General features: G+C 34.4%; 24 protein-coding genes. 18 read left to right on the forward strand and 6 right to left on the reverse strand.

Going from position 1 to position 23,454, the window contains the following annotated elements; all coding sequences use genetic code 11:
* Position 1: 1 nt before the first annotated feature.
* Entirely contained in the window at positions 2 to 1,954 is a 1,953-nt protein-coding gene (locus tag P6N22_RS00750) for a M3 family metallopeptidase (RefSeq protein ID WP_280329236.1), read from the reverse strand.
* A gap of 231 nt (positions 1,955 to 2,185) precedes the next feature.
* On the opposite strand from P6N22_RS00750, the gene P6N22_RS00755 reads away from it, so the two are divergent.
* From P6N22_RS00755 to P6N22_RS00785, 7 genes are read left to right on the forward strand one after another with little or no spacing between them, the layout of a single operon-like run.
* Positions 2,186 to 2,695, forward strand: a complete 510-nt coding sequence (locus P6N22_RS00755) for a GGDEF domain-containing protein (RefSeq protein ID WP_280329238.1) — start codon at positions 2,186 to 2,188, stop codon at positions 2,693 to 2,695.
* Positions 2,696 to 2,742: 47 nt separating this feature from the next.
* Positions 2,743 to 3,456, forward strand: a complete 714-nt coding sequence (gene pyrH / locus P6N22_RS00760) for a UMP kinase (RefSeq protein WP_280329240.1) — start codon at positions 2,743 to 2,745, stop codon at positions 3,454 to 3,456.
* An 11-nt stretch (positions 3,457 to 3,467) separates the two neighbouring features.
* Entirely contained in the window at positions 3,468 to 3,689 is a 222-nt protein-coding gene (rpoZ, locus tag P6N22_RS00765) for a DNA-directed RNA polymerase subunit omega (protein WP_280329241.1), read from the forward strand.
* A 12-nt stretch (positions 3,690 to 3,701) separates the two neighbouring features.
* Complete coding sequence (locus P6N22_RS00770) at positions 3,702 to 5,855, forward strand: RelA/SpoT family protein (RefSeq protein ID WP_280329243.1); 2,154 nt, start codon at positions 3,702 to 3,704, stop codon at positions 5,853 to 5,855.
* 23 nt (positions 5,856 to 5,878) lie between these two features.
* Complete coding sequence (tyrS, locus tag P6N22_RS00775) at positions 5,879 to 7,081, forward strand: tyrosine--tRNA ligase (RefSeq protein WP_280329244.1); 1,203 nt, start codon at positions 5,879 to 5,881, stop codon at positions 7,079 to 7,081.
* Positions 7,081 to 8,172, forward strand: coding sequence for a nitronate monooxygenase (locus P6N22_RS00780; protein ID WP_280329245.1), 1,092 nt, complete (start codon positions 7,081 to 7,083; stop codon positions 8,170 to 8,172). Before tyrS ends, P6N22_RS00780 begins: the two co-directional genes overlap by 1 nt.
* Before the next feature lie 7 nt (positions 8,173 to 8,179).
* Positions 8,180 to 9,577, forward strand: coding sequence for an N-acetylmuramoyl-L-alanine amidase (locus tag P6N22_RS00785; RefSeq protein ID WP_280329247.1), 1,398 nt, complete (start codon positions 8,180 to 8,182; stop codon positions 9,575 to 9,577).
* Between the two features lie 4 nt (positions 9,578 to 9,581).
* On the opposite strand, the gene P6N22_RS00790 is transcribed toward P6N22_RS00785, so the two are convergent.
* The 4 genes from P6N22_RS00790 to P6N22_RS00805 are packed head-to-tail and all read right to left on the reverse strand — an operon-like array spanning position 9,582 to position 14,566.
* Positions 9,582 to 10,850 carry a response regulator gene (locus tag P6N22_RS00790; RefSeq protein ID WP_280329248.1) on the reverse strand — a complete coding sequence of 423 codons (1,269 nt, stop codon included), beginning with the start codon at positions 10,848 to 10,850 and terminating at the stop codon, positions 9,582 to 9,584.
* A 27-nt stretch (positions 10,851 to 10,877) separates the two neighbouring features.
* On the reverse strand, positions 10,878 to 11,954 hold the full coding sequence (locus P6N22_RS00795; protein WP_280329250.1) for a phosphoesterase: 1,077 nt from the start codon (positions 11,952 to 11,954) through the stop codon (positions 10,878 to 10,880).
* Positions 11,955 to 11,965: 11 nt separating this feature from the next.
* The gene (flhA, locus tag P6N22_RS00800; protein WP_280330463.1) at positions 11,966 to 14,110 is read right to left on the reverse strand and encodes a flagellar biosynthesis protein FlhA; all 2,145 of its coding nucleotides are present in this window, start codon (positions 14,108 to 14,110) and stop codon (positions 11,966 to 11,968) included.
* A gap of 51 nt (positions 14,111 to 14,161) precedes the next feature.
* Positions 14,162 to 14,566 (reverse strand): Rrf2 family transcriptional regulator, encoded by a 405-nt coding sequence (locus P6N22_RS00805; RefSeq protein WP_280329253.1) that lies wholly within the window; start codon positions 14,564 to 14,566, stop codon positions 14,162 to 14,164.
* Positions 14,567 to 14,723: 157 nt separating this feature from the next.
* Between P6N22_RS00805 and rpsO the strand changes: the two genes are divergently transcribed.
* The 3 genes from rpsO to P6N22_RS00820 all read left to right on the forward strand — a co-directional run bounded on the left by rpsO (position 14,724) and on the right by P6N22_RS00820 (position 16,942).
* Positions 14,724 to 14,999, forward strand: coding sequence for a 30S ribosomal protein S15 (rpsO, locus tag P6N22_RS00810; RefSeq protein ID WP_280329255.1), 276 nt, complete (start codon positions 14,724 to 14,726; stop codon positions 14,997 to 14,999).
* A gap of 197 nt (positions 15,000 to 15,196) precedes the next feature.
* Positions 15,197 to 16,342, forward strand: coding sequence for an iron-containing alcohol dehydrogenase (locus tag P6N22_RS00815; protein WP_280329257.1), 1,146 nt, complete (start codon positions 15,197 to 15,199; stop codon positions 16,340 to 16,342).
* Positions 16,343 to 16,351: 9 nt separating this feature from the next.
* The gene (locus tag P6N22_RS00820) at positions 16,352 to 16,942 is read left to right on the forward strand and encodes an NAD(P)H-dependent oxidoreductase (protein WP_280329259.1); all 591 of its coding nucleotides are present in this window, start codon (positions 16,352 to 16,354) and stop codon (positions 16,940 to 16,942) included.
* Between the two features lie 30 nt (positions 16,943 to 16,972).
* Here P6N22_RS00820 and kdsB read toward each other — a convergent pair whose 3' ends face one another.
* A complete protein-coding gene (gene kdsB / locus P6N22_RS00825; protein WP_280329261.1) occupies positions 16,973 to 17,692 on the reverse strand; it encodes a 3-deoxy-manno-octulosonate cytidylyltransferase in 720 nt (239 codons plus the stop codon).
* A gap of 63 nt (positions 17,693 to 17,755) precedes the next feature.
* Here kdsB and P6N22_RS00830 point away from each other — a divergent pair, with 63 nt between their 5' ends.
* The 8 genes from P6N22_RS00830 to P6N22_RS00865 are packed head-to-tail and all read left to right on the forward strand — an operon-like array spanning position 17,756 to position 23,443.
* On the forward strand, positions 17,756 to 18,451 hold the full coding sequence (locus P6N22_RS00830) for a methyltransferase (protein ID WP_280329262.1): 696 nt from the start codon (positions 17,756 to 17,758) through the stop codon (positions 18,449 to 18,451).
* Positions 18,439 to 18,819, forward strand: a complete 381-nt coding sequence (locus tag P6N22_RS00835; RefSeq protein WP_280329264.1) for a YkgJ family cysteine cluster protein — start codon at positions 18,439 to 18,441, stop codon at positions 18,817 to 18,819. Before P6N22_RS00830 ends, P6N22_RS00835 begins: the two co-directional genes overlap by 13 nt.
* Entirely contained in the window at positions 18,812 to 20,107 is a 1,296-nt protein-coding gene (locus P6N22_RS00840) for a hypothetical protein (protein ID WP_280329266.1), read from the forward strand. The genes P6N22_RS00835 and P6N22_RS00840 overlap by 8 nt, the downstream gene beginning before the upstream one ends.
* The gene (gene trpC / locus P6N22_RS00845) at positions 20,104 to 20,901 is read left to right on the forward strand and encodes an indole-3-glycerol phosphate synthase TrpC (protein WP_280329267.1); all 798 of its coding nucleotides are present in this window, start codon (positions 20,104 to 20,106) and stop codon (positions 20,899 to 20,901) included. Before P6N22_RS00840 ends, trpC begins: the two co-directional genes overlap by 4 nt.
* Before the next feature lie 2 nt (positions 20,902 to 20,903).
* Entirely contained in the window at positions 20,904 to 22,004 is a 1,101-nt protein-coding gene (gene dapE, locus P6N22_RS00850) for a succinyl-diaminopimelate desuccinylase (protein WP_280329269.1), read from the forward strand.
* Between the two features lies 1 nt (position 22,005).
* Entirely contained in the window at positions 22,006 to 22,413 is a 408-nt protein-coding gene (locus P6N22_RS00855; RefSeq protein ID WP_280329271.1) for a thioredoxin family protein, read from the forward strand.
* Between the two features lie 12 nt (positions 22,414 to 22,425).
* Positions 22,426 to 22,806: a RidA family protein gene (locus P6N22_RS00860; protein WP_280329272.1), complete on the forward strand. Its 381-nt coding sequence runs from the start codon at positions 22,426 to 22,428 to the stop codon at positions 22,804 to 22,806.
* 28 nt (positions 22,807 to 22,834) lie between these two features.
* Positions 22,835 to 23,443 carry a TetR/AcrR family transcriptional regulator gene (locus tag P6N22_RS00865; protein WP_280329274.1) on the forward strand — a complete coding sequence of 203 codons (609 nt, stop codon included), beginning with the start codon at positions 22,835 to 22,837 and terminating at the stop codon, positions 23,441 to 23,443.
* The last annotated feature ends 11 nt before the right edge of the window (positions 23,444 to 23,454 follow it).

The raw sequence follows: 23,454 nt of genomic DNA on the forward strand, positions 1-23,454 counted from the left end.
CTCAAGCATTAATTCCATTTAGTCGTAGTAATTGGTTTGTATCTGCTTCTCTGCCCATAAGCTCTACATAAAGTTCCTGCATAGACTTCGCACCGCCGCCATGTAAAATTACATCACGATATTTTAGTGCTGTTTTTGAGTCAAAAATACCTTCATCAACTACGGCATAAAAACAATCGGCACTGAGAACTTCAGCCCATTTATAAGAGTAATAACCGGCAGCATATCCACCTACAAAAATATGTGAGAAACCATTTTGGAATTTATTGTATGACGGTGTCTTGATAAGTGCTGTTTTCTCTCTAATTGTATCAAGTAAATTTTGTACTTCTTCCCCTTGATAAAGTTTCGTATGAAGTTCAAAATCAAAAAGTGAAAACTCTAATTGGCGTAGCATTCCCATAGCAGAAAGGAAGTTCTTTGCACGTACAAGTTTTTCAATCATTTCATCACTTAAAATTTCACCCGTTTCATGATGTTTTGCAAACATTTTTAAAACATGCGGCTCATATGCAAAGTTCTCTAAAAACTGTGAAGGAAACTCTACTGCATCCCATTCAACACCGTTAACACCGCTTACTTCATTCTCATTTACGTTTGAAAGCAGGTGATGGATGGCATGTCCCATCTCATGGAATAGTGTTACAACGTCATCGTGGCGTAAAAGTGAATGGTTCTTCTCACTTGAAGGTGGGAAGTTACATACGATAAATGCTGACGCTAATTGTTCTTCACCTTTTTCATCCGTGTAATGAGCCTGCCAGTTATTCATCCAAGCACCGCCGCGTTTAGAATCTCTTGCTTCTAGATCGAAGTAGATCTTTGATTTGAGTTTATCGTTTTCATAGATGTGGTATGAATAGGCTTTTTCATGCCATAACTCTTCATGTTGAAGCTCAAATTTGATTGAAAATAGTTTTTCAAGAAAACTCATCATCCCATTTACAACACTTTTTTGCTCAAAGTAAGGGCGGTATTCCTCTTCATCAATTTCGTATTGCTCTTTTTTAAGAATCTCACCGTAATAAGCAGTATCAAAACTATCCAGTTTTTGCGGTGCAATTTTTTGAAGCGTTTTGAGTTCCTCTTTTGCTTGATGCTGTGAGTTATCCAAAAGAGATTCTAAAAACTCAACTACCTTTTCTGTAGTCGTTGCCATTTTAGTTGCGAGTGAATATTCAGCGTAGTTTTTAAAACCTAAAAGTTCACTCATCTCTTGGCGAAGAGCTAAAAGCTCATCTATGATTGCTCCATTTTGAGGTGCGCGAGATACATATGCTTCATAAAGCTTTTGTCTGATCTCTCTGTTTGGACCGTATGTCATGTAAGCAATATATGAAGGCATTTGCAAAGTAAATTTGTATTTAGTTTTGCCATCTTCTTCAAATTTTGCATGTTCTAAATCACTTGCAGGAATTCCTTCAACATCTGCTTTATTCTCAATAATATAAGTAAATGCATTTGTAGCATCTAAAACATTTTGAGAGAAATCGTTTGAAAGTTCACTTTTACGAATATTAATCTCTTGCAGGCGTGCTTTCGTTTTTTCATCTAGATGTGCACCACTGAGTTCAAAGTGTTGAATGTTAAGCTCTAAAACCCTTTTTTGTTCATAATTAAGAGTATCACTTTCATTTGTTTGAATCTTTTTATATGCTTTATAAATATTTATGTTTTGAGAAATTTTTGTCGAATACTCTGTAATGATAGGGAGTGATTTTGTATAAACTTCTTGAGTTTTTTCAGAGTTATTAACACTGTTTAAATGAGAAAGAGGAGTAAAGAAATGCTCTAACTCCTCTTCCATCATCTGTAGTGGTTTTACAAAGTTTTTGTATGTTTTATTCTCTTCTTCTAAAAGAATTTCAATCGCTTTGTTATTCTGCTTTAATTTTTCTTGTAGATCTTTTATAAAATTTTCTAAGTCACAAGTAAAAGTCAAAAATTTTGACATATAAACACCTTTACTTTTTAGCGTATTATAACAAATAACTTAGGGAACACTCAGATTTATAGTCAAGTTATTGAACTTACCATAAAATTAATTAGTAGATGTAATTATAAAAAATTATGTTACAATAGTTACAAGCTTATTTTTAGGGTGGAAATAATGGAAAATCTATATCAATTGGGCATCTTAGTTTGTTTAATACTTATTGTTGGACTTATCTATTATATTATCAGATTGAAGGGAAGGCTTGCCGATATCAAATCGCGTAAGGAAGCACTTGTAAAAGAAGCTTATTTCAATCCGGTTACCAATTTACCTAATAAAAAAAATATTCAGTATGTTTTTGATGAACAAATCGGTAGAACATTAAGACATGATAAAACTTTTACTGTATTAGCTATTAAAATTAATAATTACGAACAAGTAAAAAAAACATCATTAGAACTTGCAAATCAATTTATGTATGAAGCAAGCAACATTATTATTCAATCTACTAGAGATGAAGATTTGTCGGCACATATTGAAGAAGACACTTTCATAATTCTTTTTAATGAGTATTTAGAAGGTGATCTGTATCAAATCGTTATCGATAGATTAAAGAAAAATTTCTATAAAAATACACCTCAAGATATTAAGATTTCATATGATGTCTCTATGGGAGTCAGTATTTATCCTGTTGACGGTACAGATAGTGAAATATTATTAGAAAAAGCAATTAAAGAAGCTAAGTCAAAGCAATTTTAAAGAGAGTTTTTTATATAATACGCAGATTTTATAAATGAAGGTATTGCATGGCTTATAAACGTGTTTTGGTAAAGTTTTCTGGTGAAGCTCTTGCTGGCGAAGCTGGTCATGGTATAGATACTCAGATTCTGAAATTTATCGCTCAAGAGATTAAGTCTCTAGTTGATGCTGGTATTGAAGTAGGGATCGTTATTGGCGGCGGAAATATTATTCGTGGTGTTACTGCTGCTCAAGATGGTATCATAAAACGTACAAGTGGTGATTATATGGGTATGCTCGCTACTGTAATAAACGGTGTTGCAATGCAGGAAGCTTGTGAACATGCGGGATTACAAGTACGTATGCAAACAGCAATTAAAATGGAACAAATTGCGGAGCCGTATATTAACCGTAAAGCATGTAGACACCTTGAAAAAGGGCGTGTTGTTATTTTTGCAGCAGGAACAGGGAACCCTTTCTTTACAACAGATACAGCAGCAACTTTAAGAGCTGTTGAGATCGGTGCAGAAGTAATTGTAAAAGCAACGAAAGTTGACGGTGTATATGACAAAGACCCTATGAAATATAGTGATGCAGTAAAATATGACTCACTAGGATACGATCAGGCATTGCAAGATCACATTAAAGTTATGGATGATACTTCTATTGCGTTAGCAAAAGATAATAAATTACCGATTGTTGTTTGTGATATGTTTAAAGAGGGGAACCTTTTAGACATTTTAGGCAAAGGCAATATGGAAAACTGTTCTATAGTGAAATAAAGGATACATAGATGAAAATTGAAGAATTAACAGCAAAAGTTTTAAATGACAATCCAAGTATGGACCGTTATAAGTTGGCAATTGCAGTTGCTAAAAGATCTGAAGAACTTGAAAACGGTGCAACAAGTAAATTAAGCGTAAGCAGTGCAAATATCAAGTCTACTGACTTAGCACTTATGGAAATTGCAGAAGGCCTTATTACTGTAAAAGGCTTCAACGACTCTAAAAACTAAGAGAGTTTTGCCTTGTCCTTAAGTCCAGTTAATATCGAGAAAGTAAAACATCTCCATGATATTGACTCGGCTATTGCTTACCTTTTCTCCCACATAATCCCTACAGATAAATTAAAAGAAGCTCTTGCATTTGCTACAGAAGCACATAAAACACAGTTTAGAAAAAGCGGTGAACCATATATTATTCATCCTATTTTAGTTGCTGCTATTGTTGCATCGATTACGAATGATGAAGCTATGGCAATAGCGGCGCTTTTACACGATGTAGTGGAAGATACGGCAATTACTCTTGAAGAAGTTGAAGAGAGTTACGGCAAAGATGTAGCCCACTTGGTTTCGGGTCTTACAAAGATCGATTCCATTCGTGATAAAGAGTTAATACCTTCTAGTTCAAATGAAAAACTTATAGTATCTGCTCTTTCATTTAGAAAAATGCTTTTGGCAAGTATTGAAGATGTTCGTGTATTAGTTGTAAAACTTTGTGATCGTCTTCACAATATGCTTACTTTAGACGCTTTACCTAAACATAAACAAAAGCGTATTTCGGAAGAGACTTTAGTTGTATATTCCCCAATTGCACACCGTTTAGGGATTAGTTTCTTAAAAAATATGTTGGAAGATCTTAGCTTTTCATATCTTTTTGCCGAAGAAAAACACTTTATTGATAATTATCTAGATACAAATTATCATGCTATAGAGATGCGTTTAAATGAGTTTAAACAGCATATGTCTAATATCCTTATACAACATGGATTTTGTGAAGATGACTTTGAGATCCTATCACGTATTAAGCACAGATACTCGATCTATCTAAAAATGCAAAGAAAAGGTGTGAGTATTGATGAAGTACTTGACCTTCTGGCAATCAGAATTATAGTTAAGGACCCACTGAAATGTTACGATGCTTTAGGTCTGGTACATCTAAATTTCAGACCGCTTGCATCACGTTTTAAAGATTATATTGCCGTACCTAAAGACAACGGTTATCAGACAATACATACAAGTGTATTTTATAAAACTGCAATTTTTGAAGTGCAAATCAGAACATACGATATGCATAAAACTGCAGAGCTTGGAGTTGCGGCTCATTGGAAGTACAAATCCGGCGGTAATAATATCAAACTTGACTGGCTTGATAATTTGCAGTATCAAAATGAATCGGTTGAAGATTTTTATGAACTTATTAAAACAGATCTCTATTCAGAAGATATTTCGGTATTTTCACCTACGGGAGATGCATTTACGCTTCCACGCGGTGCCGTAGTACTTGACTTTGCTTATGCTGTACATACCGATATCGGTAATAAAGCGGTCTCTGCAATGGTGAATAAAACAAAAACATCTCTACTGACTGAACTCAATAACGGCGATATTGTCAAAGTAGTCATAGGTGATGAAATAGAGACAAGATGTTCATGGATCGATGCTGTTAAAACTTCAAGGGCACAGACAAATATGAAGCTAAATTGTAATGCAAGGCTTCGTGAAATTAATGCTAAAACTGCTGTTAATATAATTGCAACAATTATGGGACTAAAACATTCACGTGTTGAAGAGTGGTTACAGCAAAATAAATGTGAAAACCTTTCTCATATACCGACAGATATAGAACATCTTAAGAATGTAATTCATAATTATATTAGTGATATTGGAAAAAACAGCCGTTTTCAAAGATTTATCTCTCGTCACAGATTTAAAGTAAAAAAATATGAGATATCGAGCTTAGAGCTATACTCAAACAGCAGTATCAGTGATGTTGTATTTGATTATTGCTGTCACCCGAAATATGGTGATGAGGTGATGGCATTTTTAGATAAATCAAAAGCACATGTGCATCATAAAATGTGTCAAAACGCTACAAAAAAATCAGAAAACAATGAACCGATGGTTTTTGTAAAATGGGCAAAAGAGAGAATATTTAAATATAAACTGATAGCATCTCTTCCAAATGAAAAAGGTGCATTAGCAGATTTCCTGGCCTTTTTAGCAAAACAAAACATAGACCTTGTATCTATTGAATTAGGAAAAGATAATTTGGACTATATTCATTATACAGATATAGTTTTTCAGTCTGAAGAAGCTGATATTAATACACTTCGTGCTAAAATAGAGTCAAAAATAAAAGTCGTTGATCTCATACGTAGCGATGATGCATACAGAAATTAACAAAAGAAAGTGAAAAGTAATAAATGATAGAAGAAGCTTTAAGAGAAATAAGCCGTGGAACAGCGGAAATTATTGATATTGAAAGAATTGAAAAACTTTTAAAAGCTTATTTTGAAGAGGGAAAAACATATACTGTAAAAGCCGGTTTCGATCCAACTGCACCAGATTTGCACTTAGGACATACGGTACTTTTACATAAGCTGGCAACATTCCAAAAATATGGTGCTAGAATTCAGTTTTTGATTGGAAGTTTTACAGCAACTATCGGTGATCCGACAGGTAAAAATGTTACTAGAAAAATTTTAACAAAGCAAGAGATTATACATAATATTGAAAGTTATACAACGCAGGCGTTTAAAATTTTAGATGAATCAAAAACAGACATCGTGTATAACGATGACTGGTTAGGAAATATGAGTGCTGCAGAGATGATTTCTTTGGCGTCACATTTAACGGTTGCAAGAATGCTGGAGCGTGATGACTTTTCAAAAAGATATGCTTCAAATACGCCGATAGCACTGAGTGAATTTATGTATCCTCTTTTACAAGGATATGACAGTGTATATCTAAAGTCTGATATCGAGTTAGGCGGGACGGATCAGAAGTTTAATCTTTTAATGGGAAGACAACTGCAAAAAGCTTATGAAGTGAAAAAACAGCAAGCTGTACTTATGATGCCAATTTTAGAAGGTCTTGACGGTGTACAAAAGATGTCAAAATCTTTAGGAAACTACATTGGTGTAAGTGATGACGCTAAGGATATGTTTGGAAAAACTTTAAGTATCTCCGATGAATTGATGTGGAGATATTATGAACTTCTTTCATCAAAATCTTTAGATGAGATAGCAGCACTTAAAGCTGGTGTTGAAGATGGTTCACTGCATCCTAAAAAAGTGAAAGAAGAACTAGCTTTAGAGATTACTGCAAGATTCCATAGTGAAGAAGCAGCTAAAGAAGCAAAAGAAGAATTTGAAAAAGTACATGCACAGAACCAAATTCCTACAGATATTGAAGAGTTCACATCAAATGAAGGTGAGATCTGGATTGCCCAAGCCTTAGTTGATTGTAAGCTTGAACCATCTACTTCACAAGCAAGACGTGATATTAAGCAAGGTGGTGTTAAAATCAACCAAGAAAAAGTATCAGATATGAATCTGCAACTGACAGCAGGGGAGTATTTACTTCAAGTTGGTAAAAGAAAATTTGCAAAGCTAAAGGTTAATTAATGAGTTTTGAATCTATAAAGATCGGAAAGTATACAATAGAAAAACCTATAGTTCAAGGTGGTATGGGTGTTGGAATTAGTTGGGATCAGCTTGCCGGCAGTGTTTCAAAAGAGGGAGGACTCGGTGTTATTTCTGCTGTTGGAACAGGATACTATCAAAATAAAGAGTTTGCCAAAAAATTAGTTGCGGACAGACCTTTAAGTGAAGCAAACTTTTATTCAAAAGAAGGGCTTGAAGCACTGGTTAAAAATGCAAGAAAAATTTGTGGAGATAAACCTCTTGCTGCAAATATCCTTTATGCAATCAATGATTATGGAAGAGTAGTAAAAGATGCTTGTGAAGCAGGTATCGATATTATCATTACAGGTGCAGGTCTTCCTACAAATATGCCTGAGTTTACTGAAGGCTATCCTGATGTAGCACTTGTCCCAATCGTATCTTCTGCTAAAGCTTTAAAACTGATCTGCCGTAGATGGGAAAAACGTTACAACCGTTTACCTGATGCCGTAATTTTAGAAGGGCCAAAATCTGGCGGTCACCAAGGTTTTACTTACGAGCAATGTCTTATGGAAGAGTATCAGCTTGAAAATCTTGTAGCTCCTGTTGTTGAAGAAGCGAAAAACTGGGGTGACATGCCGGTAATTGCTGCAGGCGGTATCTGGGATAAAAAAGATATTGAAGAGATGATGGCTTTAGGTGCTAAAGGTGTTCAAATGGGGACACGTTTTATCGGTACGTATGAGTGTGACGCACATGCTAACTTCAAAAAAGTTCTTTTAGATTCTACAGAAGACAGTATTAAACTGATGAGTTCACCTGTAGGTTATCCTGCACGCGGTGTAGTAACGAATTTGACTCACTTAGTAGAGAAGCGTGAAGGTCCAGATATTAAATGTATCTCTAACTGTGTTGCACCTTGTAATAGAGGGGAAGAAGCAAAAGTTGTTGGTTTTTGTATAGCCGACAGATTAAGTGATGCTTATGAAGGAAATCTTGAAACGGGTCTTTTCTTCTCAGGTACAAATGGTTATAAACTTGATAAGATAATATCGGTTAAAGAACTAATGGACAAACTTACAGAGGGTGAATAAAAGTTAGATGATTCGCTTCTTTGTAACGTTTTTTCTATTTTTTTTGATTACTCTGAGCGGTGCTGATGATTTCGAGCTCCTAAAACGGGCTGATAAGTATGCTTCTTCATCAACAAAAGCAAATCAGTTCCGTGCTTATAATGATTACAAAAACATATATCTTCGTGCACTTATGAATGAAGATCAAAAACTGAAAGTATGTGCACTTGAAGGTATAGTGAAATGCGGTACAAAACTTCATATAGACATTTCTCAATATTCAGAAGAACTGGAAAAATTTCAAGAAAAAAAATCTGTTACCACCCACAAAAGCTTCACCAAACAAACTAATGATATTAGGGTTTCTTCTTCACATAAACTACAATCTATCAGATGGAAAGATGGACGTTTAGTTCTGAATTTTGATAGAAAGCTTTTAAACAATCAAATTAATTATTTTCAATTGTATGATCCAAAAACATCTACTTATAAGTATGTTTTTGATGTACATGCATCGATGTTGACTAAATCACAAACTTTAAAGAAACAAGATATAGAAAAAATAAAACTAGCCCAGTTTAATCCAACTACATTGCGTTTAGTAATTCAAAACTCATCTAAAGTTGCAATATCGTTTAAAAAAGACAAGACCCAGCTTATTATTAAAATGGTTCCGAAGAAGAGTTCAACACCTTTACAAACACCTAAACAGGTTCCTCATAGAACAATAACACCATCACGTTTAGATAGAAACAAAGTAATTGTAATTGATGCGGGACATGGTGGAAAAGACCCGGGTGCAATCGGATACAGAGGTTATAGGGAAAAAGTAGTTGTATTGCAAATAGCACAAGAACTAAATACGATTTTAAAGTCTCGTGGATTTAAAGTATATATGACAAGAAGCAATGACCGTTTTATTAGACTAAGGGATAGAACAAAATATGCAAACCGTAAAAAAGCAGATCTTTTTATTAGCATTCATGCAAATGCCGTAAGTAAAAAACAGGCAAAACAAGCATATGGAATAGAATGTTATTTTCTAGACAAATCGCGTTCTAGCCGTGCAAAAAAGGTGGCAGCTCAGGAAAACTCGGCAGATATGAGTGAAATGGATTATTACGGAAAACAAAGTTTCTTATCGACTCTTAGTTCTCATAATATTGTTGCCTCAAATAAATTGGCAATTGATCTGCAAAGAGGTGCACTTGGCTCTTTGAGAAAAAGTTATAAAGATGTAAAAGATGCAGGAGTCAGACCTGCACCGTTTTGGGTACTTGTAGGGGCACAAATGCCTTCTGTACTTGTAGAAGTGGGTTTTATATCAAACCCAAAAGAAGCCAAAAGATTAGTTAATAGTCAATACCAAAAGAAAATGGCATACGGTCTTGCTAATGGTATTGAAAGATATTTTGTAAATAATTAATTTTTTAAAGAAGTTCAAACTCATTTAAAAGAGTTGCTTCTATATCTGTTATCTCTTCATCAGAAACTTTAACAAGTTTCTGTAATATATTTAATGAAAAATCCGTAGCCGAACTGAAATGATTTTGAGACAGATCTACATTTGAAATTCTTAAGTCTCTCAAAGAGTTCATAAGTTTTTGTATATTTTTGAGATCACTTTGATCAGGAATGATAACCAGTTGATTTTGTTCAAAATAGCCAATAAAGTATTTTATATCTACTTTTTTTGTAGATTTTTGTACTAAATTGGAAAATTCAACTTCTACATGTTTTGCTTCTTTTACCCCATACCACTTTTCAATATTTTGAAAATTTTTTACGGTTAGCAATATCATATAGAGGCTAGAATTACTTTTACGTAATAAATCTATTTTTTCGATCAGAAAGTTTTTATTAGGAATGTGTGTATAAGAATGAGTATAAAGAGCATTATGGATAGCTGTAATGTCTGTAAAAGTGAGTACATAGCCATTTTCGCCTTCAAGTTCCGAAATAGTGACTTTATACTCTTTAGTATTTAGATCGTTAAGGATCCTTACTTGTTTTTTGTTTTCTGGGAATGTAAGCATTTGATGAATGAATTCTTCATTTGTTTGTGCATTGATACACTCTTGGGCATCATCAAAAAGCATTCCTATATCAGGCATCTCTATTTGTAAGGTTTCAAAGGAATCAAATCCTCCGATCTCTAAAAATGCTTTATTTACCATTTGCACTTCATTATTTTGAATTGTAACGATTCCGATAGGTGTTGCATCTATAATGATTTGAGCATTTTTAGATAAGTTTTCGAGTTCATCTTGTAGAATTTTTTTCTGTTTAAAACTATAAATAGATTTGGAAACTCTATAGAGAACGAAAAGAAATTGTTTGTTTTTGAAGGGTTTTTCAACAAATTTATCAATGTTTAAATTAACAAGTTTCATAAGAATTTCACTGTCAACATAGGCAGAAGTTACTACGACATGCTGTTCATTGTTTTTTTCTTTTATAAAGCTAATTAACTCTAGTCCGTCAATTTGCGGTAAAAAAAGATCCGTAATAATGATGTCGTAGTCTCTGCTTTTATACTTTTCAAGTGCATCTTCACCGTCTTGTGCTACAACGATATCGTTAAAAAATTTTTTTAGAAAAGTTTCTGTTTTTTCTCGGGTATACTTATCGTCTTCAACATAAAGAACACTACATAAAGAAGCGTACTTTTTTAATTTGACTAAGTTTATCTCACCCATTACGATGCCTTTTCCTCTCGCAAGAAATTAGATCTTTTTGTACTCTAATTCTCCGGCAACAGATTCCTTTTTAGCAATAATTGACTCCAATTGTATTTTAACTTTATCATAACGGAACTGTTCTTTAAAACCTTGAATCCTTCCACCTGCAGCATTAGGGTGTCCACCACCATCTACCCATTCTTTGGAAATTTGAGCTACACTTACATTGTTATTAGCTCGTAAACTCATTGTCCCTCTGTAACTTATATCGACAATAAAATCATATTCTGGAAACTTTGTTAAAAAACCGTTTCCGATAATAGAAGTGTTCCCCACGCCGTAAGAAAGATATCCTTTATAGCCTTTATAATAGATTGTCTTTTCAGCTTTTGCATTACCTAGTAAATCAACTATATATTCAGTAGCTAGATTATCTAAAGTATTGTCATTTTCTTTTTTAAAGAATTCCTTTTTTAGTGAATGGATTTTTTCATCTAAAATAATAGGAGCATTTTCTTCATCTATGTATTTTACCGCTTCATGTAAAAGAGCAAGTTTGTATTCTGTATCTTCTATAGGGAACATTACACGGTTGAGCTCTCTTGTTTCAGTAACAAGGCGCATACAAACTTTTCCATATTCAAAGTTTTCTTCTTCCTCTTGTTTCCAAAGATCTACAGCATTTACAATGTTAACAAACTTTTCCATCCAACTAGGTTCATCAAATGAAAAGTTTTCTTTCACATAGTCATATACTATTTTTGTAGCACATCTTGTAGTATCCAGAAAATACCAGTCATATTTTTTAGCACTCTCTTCACCGCTTCCATGGTGATCAAGAAGTTGTACTTTAACATCTTTTTTATTCTCATTAAGTTTTTTAACTTCGTGATCCAGCCATTTAGACTCATCGGCAGTAAGATTCAGATCGGAGATAAGTATAAAAGCACTTTCGTTAGATTTTTGTATTTTTTCCAAAATTTCTTCAAGTTTTGCTTTTACTTCTGCTCCATAGTTGGCATTGTAGTTATATTTTGTATAGGGTGTATATCTCATTACAAGCTGGCAACTATAACCATCCAAATCAACATGTGATAAATGGTGGACTATTCTATTTTGCATTTTTTTCCTTATTAATTGTTTTGTTCCATTGAAATTGAACCGAGTACTTCAAAACTTGCACTTGAATCTATCTCTGCATGAGAAAGTGTTACTATATCGAGTGAAAATTTTTCAAAAATTTCTGCAACACCACGACGTATTTGCGGGTCTACAATTACGATAACAGGTGAAATATTCTTTTGTAATACTTCAGCCGCTTTCGTACTGACGGCTTGAATCAGTGCATTTATTTCACCGACATTGAGCATAATGTTTCTTACACCGTCTTGCTCTTGAGATTTTTGTAAAAGCATCTGCTCAGTCTGCGTATCAAAGGTTAAAAGACGAATAACACCGTCATCACCTGAATACATTTGTGTAATTACACGAGAGAGCTTAGCTCTTACTTGTTCAGTAATGAGTTCAACATTTTTTGTATACTCAGCAATATCTGCTATAGTCTCTAAAATATTCAGCATATCTTTGAGAGGAATTTTCTCATGTAGAAGCGCTTTAAGTACACGTTGAATAAGACCTATATTGGCAACTTTAAGCACATCATCAATAATAACAGGATAATCATCTTTAATTTTATCAATAAGCGATTGGACCTCTTGACGAGTAAGAAGCTCTTCGGCATTACGTTTGATAAGTTCACTCATGTGTGTCGAGATAACTGTTGCAGGGTCTACAACCGTATAACCGTTCATAATTGCATCTTCTTTATCTGACGGTGAAATCCATAGGGCATCTAAACCAAAAGCAGGCTCTTTAGTAGCTTTACCTTGTATACCACCCGTAGCCATACCGCTATCCATTGCTAAAAAGTTGTCAGGCATAATTTCACCTTCACCGATTACAACACCTTTTAAAAGTACTTGGTACTGTGTAGGCTGAAGATGCAAATTATCCCGAATACGTACTTGAGGCATTAAAAAACCGTAATCACTTGCAATTTTTCGTCTCATAGAACGGATACGTTCTAAGAGATCCCCGCCTTGAGAAGAGTCTGCTAGTTTAATAAGTTGGTAACCGAGTGTAAGTTCCAACATCTCCACTTTTAAAATGTCCTGTAGGGCACTTTCTTCCTCTTGACGGATCTCATCTTGAGACTTTTTCGGTTTGAGTTTTTCCTGATCCTCTTGAGCCTGTCTCTCTTTAGACGTTAAAATATTTTCAACATCTAAGATGGAGAGTTCACCTTTTTCGTATTTATAAATTGACCAGCCAAGAAGTGCAAATAAGATACCGATAAGTCCCATTGATGCAGTAGGCAGTCCAGGTACAAGAGCAAAAAGAACCATAATTCCGCCTACAATCATAAGGATCTTGGCATTACCCACCATTTGATTAATAGTACCTTCGGCAAAATTATCACCGTCACTTGATGAACGAGTAATCATAATACCTGTAGCAGTTGAAACAATAAGTGCTGGAATTTGTCCCACTAAACCATCACCGATAGTAAGTAGTGTAAATGTTGAAGCTGAATCGCTTACACTCATATCATATTGAAATACACCGATTAAAAATCCACCGATAATATTGATAAGTGTAATGATGATTCCGGCAACGGCATCACCTTTAACAAACTTTGAAGAACCGTCCATTGCCCCATAAAAGTTTGCATCTTGAAGAATTTCTGCACGTCTTCTTTTTGCTTCTGCGTCATCAATCAGACCGGCATTAAGATCCGCATCAACTGCCATCTGTTTTCCAGGCATTGAATCAAGTACGAAACGAGCAGCAACCTCTGCAACCCTTGTAGAACCTTTGGTAACAACCATAAAGTTGATAATTACCAAAATAGCAAAAACAATAATACCGATTACATAGTTCCCGCCTACTACAAAGTTACCGAAGCTGGTGATAATATCACTCACAGCTTCTGGACCTTCATAACCGTGACTTAAAATCATTCTGGTTGTTGCAATGTTAAGTGCAAGCCTAAATAGAGTTAGAATGAGAATTAGTGTCGGGAAAGTTGTCAGATCTGTCGGTTTTGGAATATAAAGCGATATCAGTAGTATTAAAACCGCCATAGCCATAGAGACTGTAAGTAACAGATCAAGTACTGATGATGGAAGCGGTACGATAATAATTGCCAAAATAGCCATTACAAAGACAACAACACTTAAGTCACGTTGTCCGAGTAAAAAGTTAAGGCTGGTACCGATTTGTTGTTTTACAGTTAATTTCTTTTTCGCCAATGTATCTATCTCGTCAATCTAATCTTTTAATATATCTGCTAATGTAAGTTCTTTAAGAAAATCATCTATTTTGTTTTGCAGTTTATTTAAAAACGGCCAAATAGAACACATATTTGCTCGATCAGATGGACAATCTTTTTCTGAGGGGGAACAGTCAAAAACTGCAGGTGCTTTGCTCTCAACATGAGACAATACGTCAAGCATTGTAATCTCTTTAGGATCTTTGTTGAGTGCAAACCCGCCCTTGACACCTTTATATGATTTTAATATCTCGGCTTTTGCAAGTGATTGAAGAATTTTTGCTAAAAAACTTTTAGAAATTGCCAATTCTCTTGATAAAGATTCGCTATCCATAGGCTCTTTTGCGGATGATAAAACTATTAATGAAAGTATTGCATATTCACTTGCTTTTGTAATTAACATCTTTATATTCTTTAATAACTATATTTTGATGATTATTATAGCTAAAAAGCCTTAAATATGTATATAAATAAATTTAAAGAAAAATTTGGTATAATTGCGCTTCAACTTTTCTGCAATTGCATTGGAGTTAGATTATTATACCTATCAGGAGGCTATTATGGCTTTAGATTCGGCTAAAAAAACAGAGATTATTGCAAAATATGGTCGCAACGAAAACGACACTGGTTCAAGTGAAGTTCAAATTGCACTTTTAACACATAGAATTGCAGAGTTAACAGAACACTTAAAAGTGTTTAAAAAAGATCACGCATCACGTCTTGGACTACTTAAATTAGTTGGTCAACGTCGTCGTCTTATGAAATATTTCAAAAGAACTAACAAAGATGGTTACCAAGCTCTTGTAAGCTCTTTAGGAATTCGTGATAACATCTAATTACACTCCTTCTAAGTTTATCCATCTCTTTTTTTGAGATGGATAAATTTTTCTTTCTTTAAAACATTTCAATTACTCTTTAAAAATTTTCCTTTGTACCGCTTTTAGCATATTTATATTTTTACTTTATTTATTGTGTTATTCGTTTGTTAAGATTATATGCTATATTATTTCTCATAAAAAGATGAGGAAGTATTATGAATGATTTTACATATTATAATCCTACTAAAATAGAGTTTGGTAAGGGTAAAGAAAAAAATATAGGTACCTATATAAAAGAGGCTGGATATGACAGTGTATTGTTAGTTTACGGTACAGGAAGTATAAAAAAAAGCAGTTTGTATGATGATACTATTGCCTCTCTTAAAAAAGCAGGTCTTGAATTTGAAGAACTTAGCGGAATTGTCAGTAATCCATCATTAGATAAAGTGTACGAGGGTATACAAATAGCTAAAGATAAAAAGATTCAGGCTGTCCTTGGTGTAGGAGGCGGTTCTGTTGCAGATTCTGTTAAAGCTATTGCTGCAGGTGCAAAATATGATGGAGATGTCTGGGACTTTTTTATCCAAAAAGCACAGATTACAGAAGCACTTCCGGTATTTACCGTAATGACACTTGCTGCAACTGCCAGTGAGATGAACGGAAATTCAGTTATTACCAAGGAAGATACAAAACAAAAATATTCAATCTCATCTGTGCTTGTAAATCCAATAGTCTCTGTTATCAATCCCGAGTTAATGGCAACAGTAAGTAAAGATTATCTTGCATATTCGGCAGTTGATGCAATTGCACACACTATAGAAGTTTATTTTACTGCCACGTCACATCCAAATTTCAATTCGAGAATCGTAGAAGCTATTATAAAAACTATAATGGAAACGACAGAGAACTTGATAGAAAATCCAGATAATTATGATGCAAGAGGTGAGTTTGCATGGGCAGCTACACAAGCACTCAATGGTCTTACTCCTTCAGGAACTTTTGGCGGAAATTTTCCAAATCATATGATTGAGCATGCATTGTCTGCACTTTACAATGTACCTCATGGTGCAGGACTTTCAGTTGTAATTCCTGCATGGATGAAGTGGTATAAGGAAAAAAATCTTCCTCAGTTTGAACGTTTTGCAAAAGAAGTGTTTAATCTTCAAGGTGCAGAAGCAGGAATTAGAGCACTTGAAGCATGGTTTGAAAAGATAGGCTCACCTGTTTCACTAGAACAAGCAGATATTCCTAGAGAGGATATAGGGGAGATTGCTAAAAATGCAGCAGGATTAGCTATACTTTGGGGTATGGGAGATATTTATAGTCAAGAAACAATTGTAGATATTCTAAAAAAAGCATAGGAGAATGTTATGGCAAATGTGCTAATAATAAACGGACATCAAAGATACGATAATATAGCCGAAGGAAAATTAACACAAACCTTTATCGATGCACAAAATGAATTTTGTTTAAAGAATGGATTTGAGGTAAAAAACAGCATAGTTGAAAGTGATTATGATGTTCAAGAAGAGATTGAAAAGTTTGCCTGGGCAGATTACATAATATTACAATATCCTGTATTTTGGATGGGTGTACCTTGGATCACAAAAAAATATATAGATGAGGTATTCTCTGGAGGTGCGGGGAGAGTCACTTATATGAATGACGGTAGAAGCCAAGATGATTCTTCTAAAAAGTACGGTTCAGGCGGGCTTATGAAAGAGAAAAAATATATGTTAAGTTTGACATATAACTGTCCGGCATCAGAGTTTGATAACAAAGAAGGTTTTTTTGATGGGCTTACTCTTGATGAAGCTAATGTTGCAGTCCATAAGACTTTTCAGTTTTGTGGTGCAAAGCCGTTACAAACTTATTCTGTACATGATATCTTTAAAGGTGATATGGATATTGATAGTGAGGTTGAAAAGCTTAAGACAATATTGTCTCAAAACTTCCTATAAATAACAAGTGGTGCAATCCCACTTGTAAAATTATTTTAAAAATATCTCTATAGCTCTTGCAAGATCTTCTTTCGTATCGATTCCAAAACCTGTTGACGCTACTTTTACCATAGCTATTTTTTTCTCATGATAGATGGCACGCAGTTGTTCCAGCTTTTCAATATCTTCGATTGGAGCATCTCCAAGATTACAAAACTCTTGCAGACTTTTTTTAGAAAATCCATAGATTCCAATGTGTCCGAAATATTTTGCTCCGCCACCTGCATTATGAGGAATTTTTGCTCTTGAAAAATATATAGCATTGCCATTTGTATTTAAAACTACTTTAACAAGATTTGGATCTTCTGCAGCTTCGGCATTAATAGCGTTATAACAGCTACCCATAATGAACTCTTCGTTCTCTTCTTGTAGTTTTTTTAGTTTTGTTTGTAAAGATTTTACAACTTCCGGTTCAATAAAAGGTTCATCTGCCTGTACGTTGATAATGAGTTCATCATTAGGCAGATTAAGAAGAGTTGCACATTCGTGAATTCTGTCAGTTCCACTTTTATGGGTAGTAGACGTTAACATGGCTTTTACACCGTGAGCTTCACAAATTTCAACTATTTTTTCATCATCTGCAGCAACTACAACGTTATCTAAATGCTCAACACGTTTTGCAGTCCTTACAACCATAGGTAAACCGCCGATATCGGCTATTACTTTTTCTGGAAATCTTGTTGAAGCAAGTCTTGCTGGAATAATTATCATTTTGTTTTAAATCCCTTTTGATATAATGTCACAATTATATCATAGTGCACTTTAAGGGGTTTAATGATCTTACACCAGCCTGATGAAGGATATTGTTACAACAGCGATTCTCTTTTCTTATATGATTTTATAAATCAGTTCAATCCAAAAGGAAGAGTTTTGGATGTTGGTGCCGGATGTGGTGTAGTTGGACTTTTAGTTGCAAGAGATAATAAAAAAGTTAGTTTAGAAGCTGTTGAAAAACAAGAAGCTTTTGTTCAGTATGCCGAGAAAAATGCGAAGGAAAACTCAATTGAGTATAAGGTGTATCATACAGATTTCACCTCTTTGGAAGTTGATGAAAAATATGATTACATTATTTCAAATCCTCCATTTTATCCTTCAGGTGCACAAAGAAGCGATAATGAGATGCTGTTTCATGCACGTTATGATGTAAATCTACCGATGGAGCAGTTTTTTAAAAAAGTTTCACAGCTTTTAAAACCGAAATCTCATTTTATTTTTTGTTATGATGCAACACAGTTTGGACTTGTATGTGCAGAACTTGCAAAAGTAAAAATGAGAGTTGTAGATGTACGTTTTGTTCATCCTAAAGTTGATCGCGCGGCATCCATAGTGATGGTGCATGCAAGAAACGGCTCAAACGCTTTAATGAAGGTATGGCCTCCTTTTGTCAGTTTTATAGGAAATGAACAAAGCGATGAATCAAAAGAGATATATAAAAAAGCAAATACACAGAGTATAAAATGTCAGATTTAATGAAACAAGAGGGCTTTCCGTACGCATTTAATCCTTCCGCATGTGAAACTTGTGAAGGAAGATGTTGCACAGGGGAGAGCGGATATATTTATGTCACAAAAGATGAGATCTTTGCCATTGCAGATCTATTAGAGATGGATGTTAATGATTTTGCGATAAAATATCTCTTCAAAACAGGGTACAAATACTCTATTAAAGAGAATCAAATCGGAGACTCTTACGAGTGTGTTTTTTATGATCGAGAAACCAATGGATGTAAGATTTATGAAGCACGTCCAACTCAATGTAGAACTTTTCCGTTTTGGGACTATTTTAAAACAAGGGTACAAGAAGTAAAAGATGAGTGCCCAGGGATAGTTGATGTATAAAATTTTTCTAATTTTCTTTGTTACTGTTCTCTTTACGGCTTGTTCAACAATGCAGCAACAAGCACCTGCATCAAATAAAAAAGTATTTGCTCAGGAAGATGCGTATATTATGTTCGCTCTTCGTGCCGAGCAGGTAAAAAGCTATAAAACAGCAGCAGAACTATTTGAAAAACTTTATCAAAAATCTCAAAAAGAAGAGTATCTTATACGCTCTTTAGAAAATAGATATTTGGCTAAAGATTATGAAGATGTTGTAACTCTTGTTAACAAGTATTTAGAAGAAACTTTAAAAGATAAGCGTCAGCTTCTCAGATATAAAATTGCATCCTTGGCAGAATTGCAGAAGATTCCAGAAGCCAAAAGTTTGGCACTGGCATTGGCGAAGAAGACACAAAAAAGTGAAGATTATATTTTAACTGCAGATGTATATATCAAAAATCATGAATATGAAGATGCTCTTAAATATCTTGAAAGTGCTTATGCAAAAGAATATGATGAAAAAATTCTTGATAAGATGGCGATTATTTTATACATTAATCTTTCAAGAAAAAAAGATGCTATAGCAGAATTAGAAACTCATACAAGGGTGCATGGCTGTTCAGAACTCATATGTAACAGACTTATAGGTATATATAGCAATGAAAATAATATTGAAGGTTTACTGAGTGTTTATAAACGTAAATATGCTTTGACAAAAGATAGTGAAATAGCAAAAAAAATCATTCAAATTTACGGATACAATAGAGACTACATAAAGTTGATGAACTTTTTAGAAGAGAGCGGTGAAGATGATGCATTGTTATTACAGCTATATCTCTCAGCAAGAGATTTTCAAAAAGCATTTATTCTAGCAGATAAGCTTTATAAAAATGACGGTTCACTTGAATATCTTGGACAAAGTGCTATTTATGAGTATGAAGCAAATAAAAAAGATCTTAACAAAAAAGTTTTAGACAGTGTTATTGACAAACTTACAAAAGTTGTGAAACAAAACAGTGACAGTCTTTATAAAAATTATTTAGGATATATCCTGATTGATCATGAGATAGACGTAAAACTGGGGATGAAATATATCAAAGAGGTATTAAAAGTAAAACCCGATTCAGGATACTATTTAGATTCACTAGCTTGGGGCTATTATAAACTCGGACAATGCAAAAAGGCAAAAAAACTGATGCTTAAGGTCAAAAAACTCGAAGGTGGCGATGACCCGGAAGTGGATATGCATATGAAAAAAATTAACCAGTGTTTAAAAAATAAAATTCAAAGAGGAAAAAGTAATAAATGATTTTAGATGATATTATCAAGAAAACAAAAGAAGACTTAGCAAAAAGAGAAGCAGAATATTCTATGGATTGGCTTGGGCGTTCACTCGCTTTTAATGCAAGACAACCGCGTGATGTATTTCCATATCTTACTGCAACTGAAGAAGATCCGTATAGAATTATTTCTGAGGTAAAAAAGGCTTCTCCATCAAAGGGTGTTATTCGTGAAAACTTCGATCCCCTTGCAATTGCTCAAAGTTATGAAAGAGGTGGGGCGAGTGCAATATCTGTTTTAACAGAGCCTCATTTTTTCCAAGGAAGTTTAGATTATTTAGCTGGTATTAGAAGATATGTGGGTATTCCGTTACTAAGAAAAGATTTTATCGTTTCAAAATATCAAATTTTAGAAGCACTTGTGTATGGTGCAGACTTTATTTTACTTATTGCCGCAGCACTTTCAAAGGGTGAATTAAAAGAACTTTTAGCATATACAAGACACTTGGGTATGGAAGCTTTGGTTGAGGTTCATGACAAATCTGACCTTGTAAAAGCTATATATGCGGGAAGTGATATTATTGGTATTAATCATAGAAATCTTCAAACGTTTGAGATGGATATGGAACTGTCGTATAAATTAATTCCGCTTATTCCAAACGGAAAAGTGATTGTAGCGGAGAGCGGTATCTATGAGCATGGACAACTTGAAGATTTAAGCAAAGCTGGTGTTGATGCTTTCCTTGTAGGTGAGTCATTAATGCGTCAAGATGATGAAGAAGCAGCTCTGAGAACATTAAAATATGGAAACGCAGGAAACTAGTTTTGCAGATTATAGAACTCTTTAAATACATGATTAACTCTAAAAGTGAAACACCCGATGATGGTGGCTTACTTCTTTTTATTGAAGATTATCTACCGGGATTCACAGCACTAAGAGTTGATGTTGAAGATGTAAAGAACCTCTTTATCTATAAGAAATACGGTGAAGGTGATCATCTTTGTTTTGCGGGACATGTTGATGTAGTTCCTGCCGGAAAAGGATGGGATACAGATCCATATCAGGCGGTAGAAAAAGACGGCTATATTTATGGTCGCGGTACACAAGATATGAAAAGCGGTGTAGCATCATTTACTCAGGCAGTTCGCGATACAACGGACTTTAAAGGGACGCTTTCTTTACTTTTAACATCCGATGAAGAGGGTGATGCGATCAACGGTACGGTAAAGGTTTTAGAATCTCTTAGAGAGAAAAAAATGTTACCTGATTTTTGTGTTGTAGCTGAACCTACTTGTGAAGAGAATTTCGGAGATGCTATTAAAGTAGGGCGCCGTGGTTCTATTAACGGTTATTTAACTATTAAAGGAAAGCAGGGACACGCTGCATATCCTGAAAAAGCGATCAATCCAATCCATCAGCTTTCAAAAGTTCTTGGTGAAATGGCAGGTGTTGATCTTGATAACGGTGATGAACATTTCGCACCGTCAAAATTTGTAGTCACTGATATCCGTGCAGGTATGCAGGTGACAAATGTAACACCGAATGAGCTTAAAATGATGTTTAACGTACGTAACAATACAAAAACGACACAAGCTGAGATCAGAGCATTTGTAGATAAATATCTTGGCGAACTTGAATACGAACTTGAACTTACACAAGGATCGTATCCTTTCAAAACGGATACAAATACGAAGATTGTTCAAAAAATTGATGAAGCAATCAAAAAAGTTACAAACATAAAACCGAAACACTCTACTGCCGGTGGAACAAGTGATGCACGTTTCATTTCAGCATTTGGTGTAGATGTGGTAGAATTTGGCGTGAAAAATGACACTATTCACTCCGTAAATGAGAGAACTTCTAAAAAAGAGGTTGAAGAACTGTGTCAAGTGTTTAAAACACTGATTGAGATTTGGGATAAGTAAAATGAAAAAAATTATTTTGATTTGTCTATTTGCTTTATCGTTATTTGGTTCAGGGATTGACTGGCCACATGATTATAAAAAAGCTTTAGCACAAGCAAAACAAGAGCATAAAATTTTATATGTACTTTTAACGTCTGATAATTGTAGATGGTGTAGAAAATTTGAAAATACGACTTTACAAGAGGATGTTATCAAAGAAAAGTTAGCAAAGAATTTTATAGTAGTACATATCTCAAGAGATAGAGATTTTGTACCTAAGTATTTTGAAACAACACCTGTCCCTAGACACTACTTTGTAGAGGGGAACGGAAAAATAGTATTTGAATCTTTAGGGCATAGAGGTGTTGAATGTTTTGAGACATTTATGGATACTGCACTTGAAGAACATGAAGATAAAGTTAGTAAATAAGGAGAAAAATAGATGAAATTCGTACAAACAAACAACGCACCTTCGGCAATCGGACCATACTCACAAGCAGTAGTAGCAAACGGAATGGTTTACACATCTGGGCAAATTGCTTTAAAGCCAGACGGAAGCGATGACTTACTAAATGAAGATGTAGTCGTACAAGCTGTACAGGTACTGAGAAATTTAGAGGCTGTATTAACTGAAGCAGGCAGTGCTATGGACAAAGTAATTAAAACAACTATATTTTTAGCAGATATGAATGATTTTGCAACGGTAAATGAAGTATATGCTGAAGCTTTCGGTACTCACAAACCGGCTCGCTCAACTGTAGCAGTAAAGACTTTACCTAAAAATGCACTTGTGGAGATAGACGCAATAGCACTTAGCAACTAGCAAGTAAGATAGTGTTATAATTCGCTTTATGACAGAACTAAGTGAATTAACTCCAAGAAAACGACAAAAAAAAGAGCAGATAATGCAAAAGGCATTAGAGCTCTTTGCCAGCAAAGGGTTTTATACTACTACAATACCTGATATTGCCACATCATTAAAGATGAGTGTCGGCAATCTGTACAACTACTTTAAATCAAAAGATATTTTAGCCAAAGAGATTATCAAATATATCTCTAGATACTTAGGACAAAAAATACGGGTCATAAACAGAGAAAAGATCTCTACAAAAGAAAAAACAAAAAAAATTGTCCAAGTCTATTTTGAAACAGCTATCTCAGAACCTGCAATGATAGATTATTTTTTACGTATATATCTTTCAACACGTGAAGTTTTTAAAGACAATTGTGAAGGGATGATGTGCGTAGACGATTTTGTAACCGAATTTATGATCTATTTTGAAGATGGAATAAACTGCGGGGATCTTAGAGATCAGGATTTTTACAGTGCCTTTGGTCTTTTCATGGGATATCTTGGAGGTATGGTTTTTTTAAGAGGAGAAAAGGTTCTTCCAAAAAAACTTGAATCATATGTGGATGAAATAGCAGAAAACATTTATAGGGCATTACGCAAAGAGTAAGTCTACCATGT

Source organism: Sulfurimonas sp. C5 (genome assembly GCF_029872055.1).
Classification (GTDB): Bacteria; Campylobacterota; Campylobacteria; order Campylobacterales; family Sulfurimonadaceae; genus Sulfurimonas.

Coding starts and splice junctions, on each gene's coding strand:
- P6N22_RS00750 (WP_280329236.1), bottom strand. CDS start 1,954: ATGTCAAAATTTTTGACTTTTACTTGTGACTTAGAAAATTTTATAAAA.
- pyrH (WP_280329240.1), top strand. CDS start 2,743: ATGGCTTATAAACGTGTTTTGGTAAAGTTTTCTGGTGAAGCTCTTGCT.
- rpoZ (WP_280329241.1), top strand. CDS start 3,468: ATGAAAATTGAAGAATTAACAGCAAAAGTTTTAAATGACAATCCAAGT.
- tyrS (WP_280329244.1), top strand. CDS start 5,879: ATGATAGAAGAAGCTTTAAGAGAAATAAGCCGTGGAACAGCGGAAATT.
- P6N22_RS00780 (WP_280329245.1), top strand. CDS start 7,081: ATGAGTTTTGAATCTATAAAGATCGGAAAGTATACAATAGAAAAACCT.
- P6N22_RS00785 (WP_280329247.1), top strand. CDS start 8,180: ATGATTCGCTTCTTTGTAACGTTTTTTCTATTTTTTTTGATTACTCTG.
- P6N22_RS00790 (WP_280329248.1), bottom strand. CDS start 10,850: ATGGGTGAGATAAACTTAGTCAAATTAAAAAAGTACGCTTCTTTATGT.
- P6N22_RS00795 (WP_280329250.1), bottom strand. CDS start 11,954: ATGCAAAATAGAATAGTCCACCATTTATCACATGTTGATTTGGATGGT.
- P6N22_RS00805 (WP_280329253.1), bottom strand. CDS start 14,566: ATGTTAATTACAAAAGCAAGTGAATATGCAATACTTTCATTAATAGTT.
- rpsO (WP_280329255.1), top strand. CDS start 14,724: ATGGCTTTAGATTCGGCTAAAAAAACAGAGATTATTGCAAAATATGGT.
- P6N22_RS00815 (WP_280329257.1), top strand. CDS start 15,197: ATGAATGATTTTACATATTATAATCCTACTAAAATAGAGTTTGGTAAG.
- P6N22_RS00820 (WP_280329259.1), top strand. CDS start 16,352: ATGGCAAATGTGCTAATAATAAACGGACATCAAAGATACGATAATATA.
- kdsB (WP_280329261.1), bottom strand. CDS start 17,692: ATGATAATTATTCCAGCAAGACTTGCTTCAACAAGATTTCCAGAAAAA.
- P6N22_RS00830 (WP_280329262.1), top strand. CDS start 17,756: ATGATCTTACACCAGCCTGATGAAGGATATTGTTACAACAGCGATTCT.
- P6N22_RS00835 (WP_280329264.1), top strand. CDS start 18,439: ATGTCAGATTTAATGAAACAAGAGGGCTTTCCGTACGCATTTAATCCT.
- P6N22_RS00840 (WP_280329266.1), top strand. CDS start 18,812: ATGTATAAAATTTTTCTAATTTTCTTTGTTACTGTTCTCTTTACGGCT.
- trpC (WP_280329267.1), top strand. CDS start 20,104: ATGATTTTAGATGATATTATCAAGAAAACAAAAGAAGACTTAGCAAAA.
- P6N22_RS00855 (WP_280329271.1), top strand. CDS start 22,006: ATGAAAAAAATTATTTTGATTTGTCTATTTGCTTTATCGTTATTTGGT.
- P6N22_RS00860 (WP_280329272.1), top strand. CDS start 22,426: ATGAAATTCGTACAAACAAACAACGCACCTTCGGCAATCGGACCATAC.
- P6N22_RS00865 (WP_280329274.1), top strand. CDS start 22,835: ATGACAGAACTAAGTGAATTAACTCCAAGAAAACGACAAAAAAAAGAG.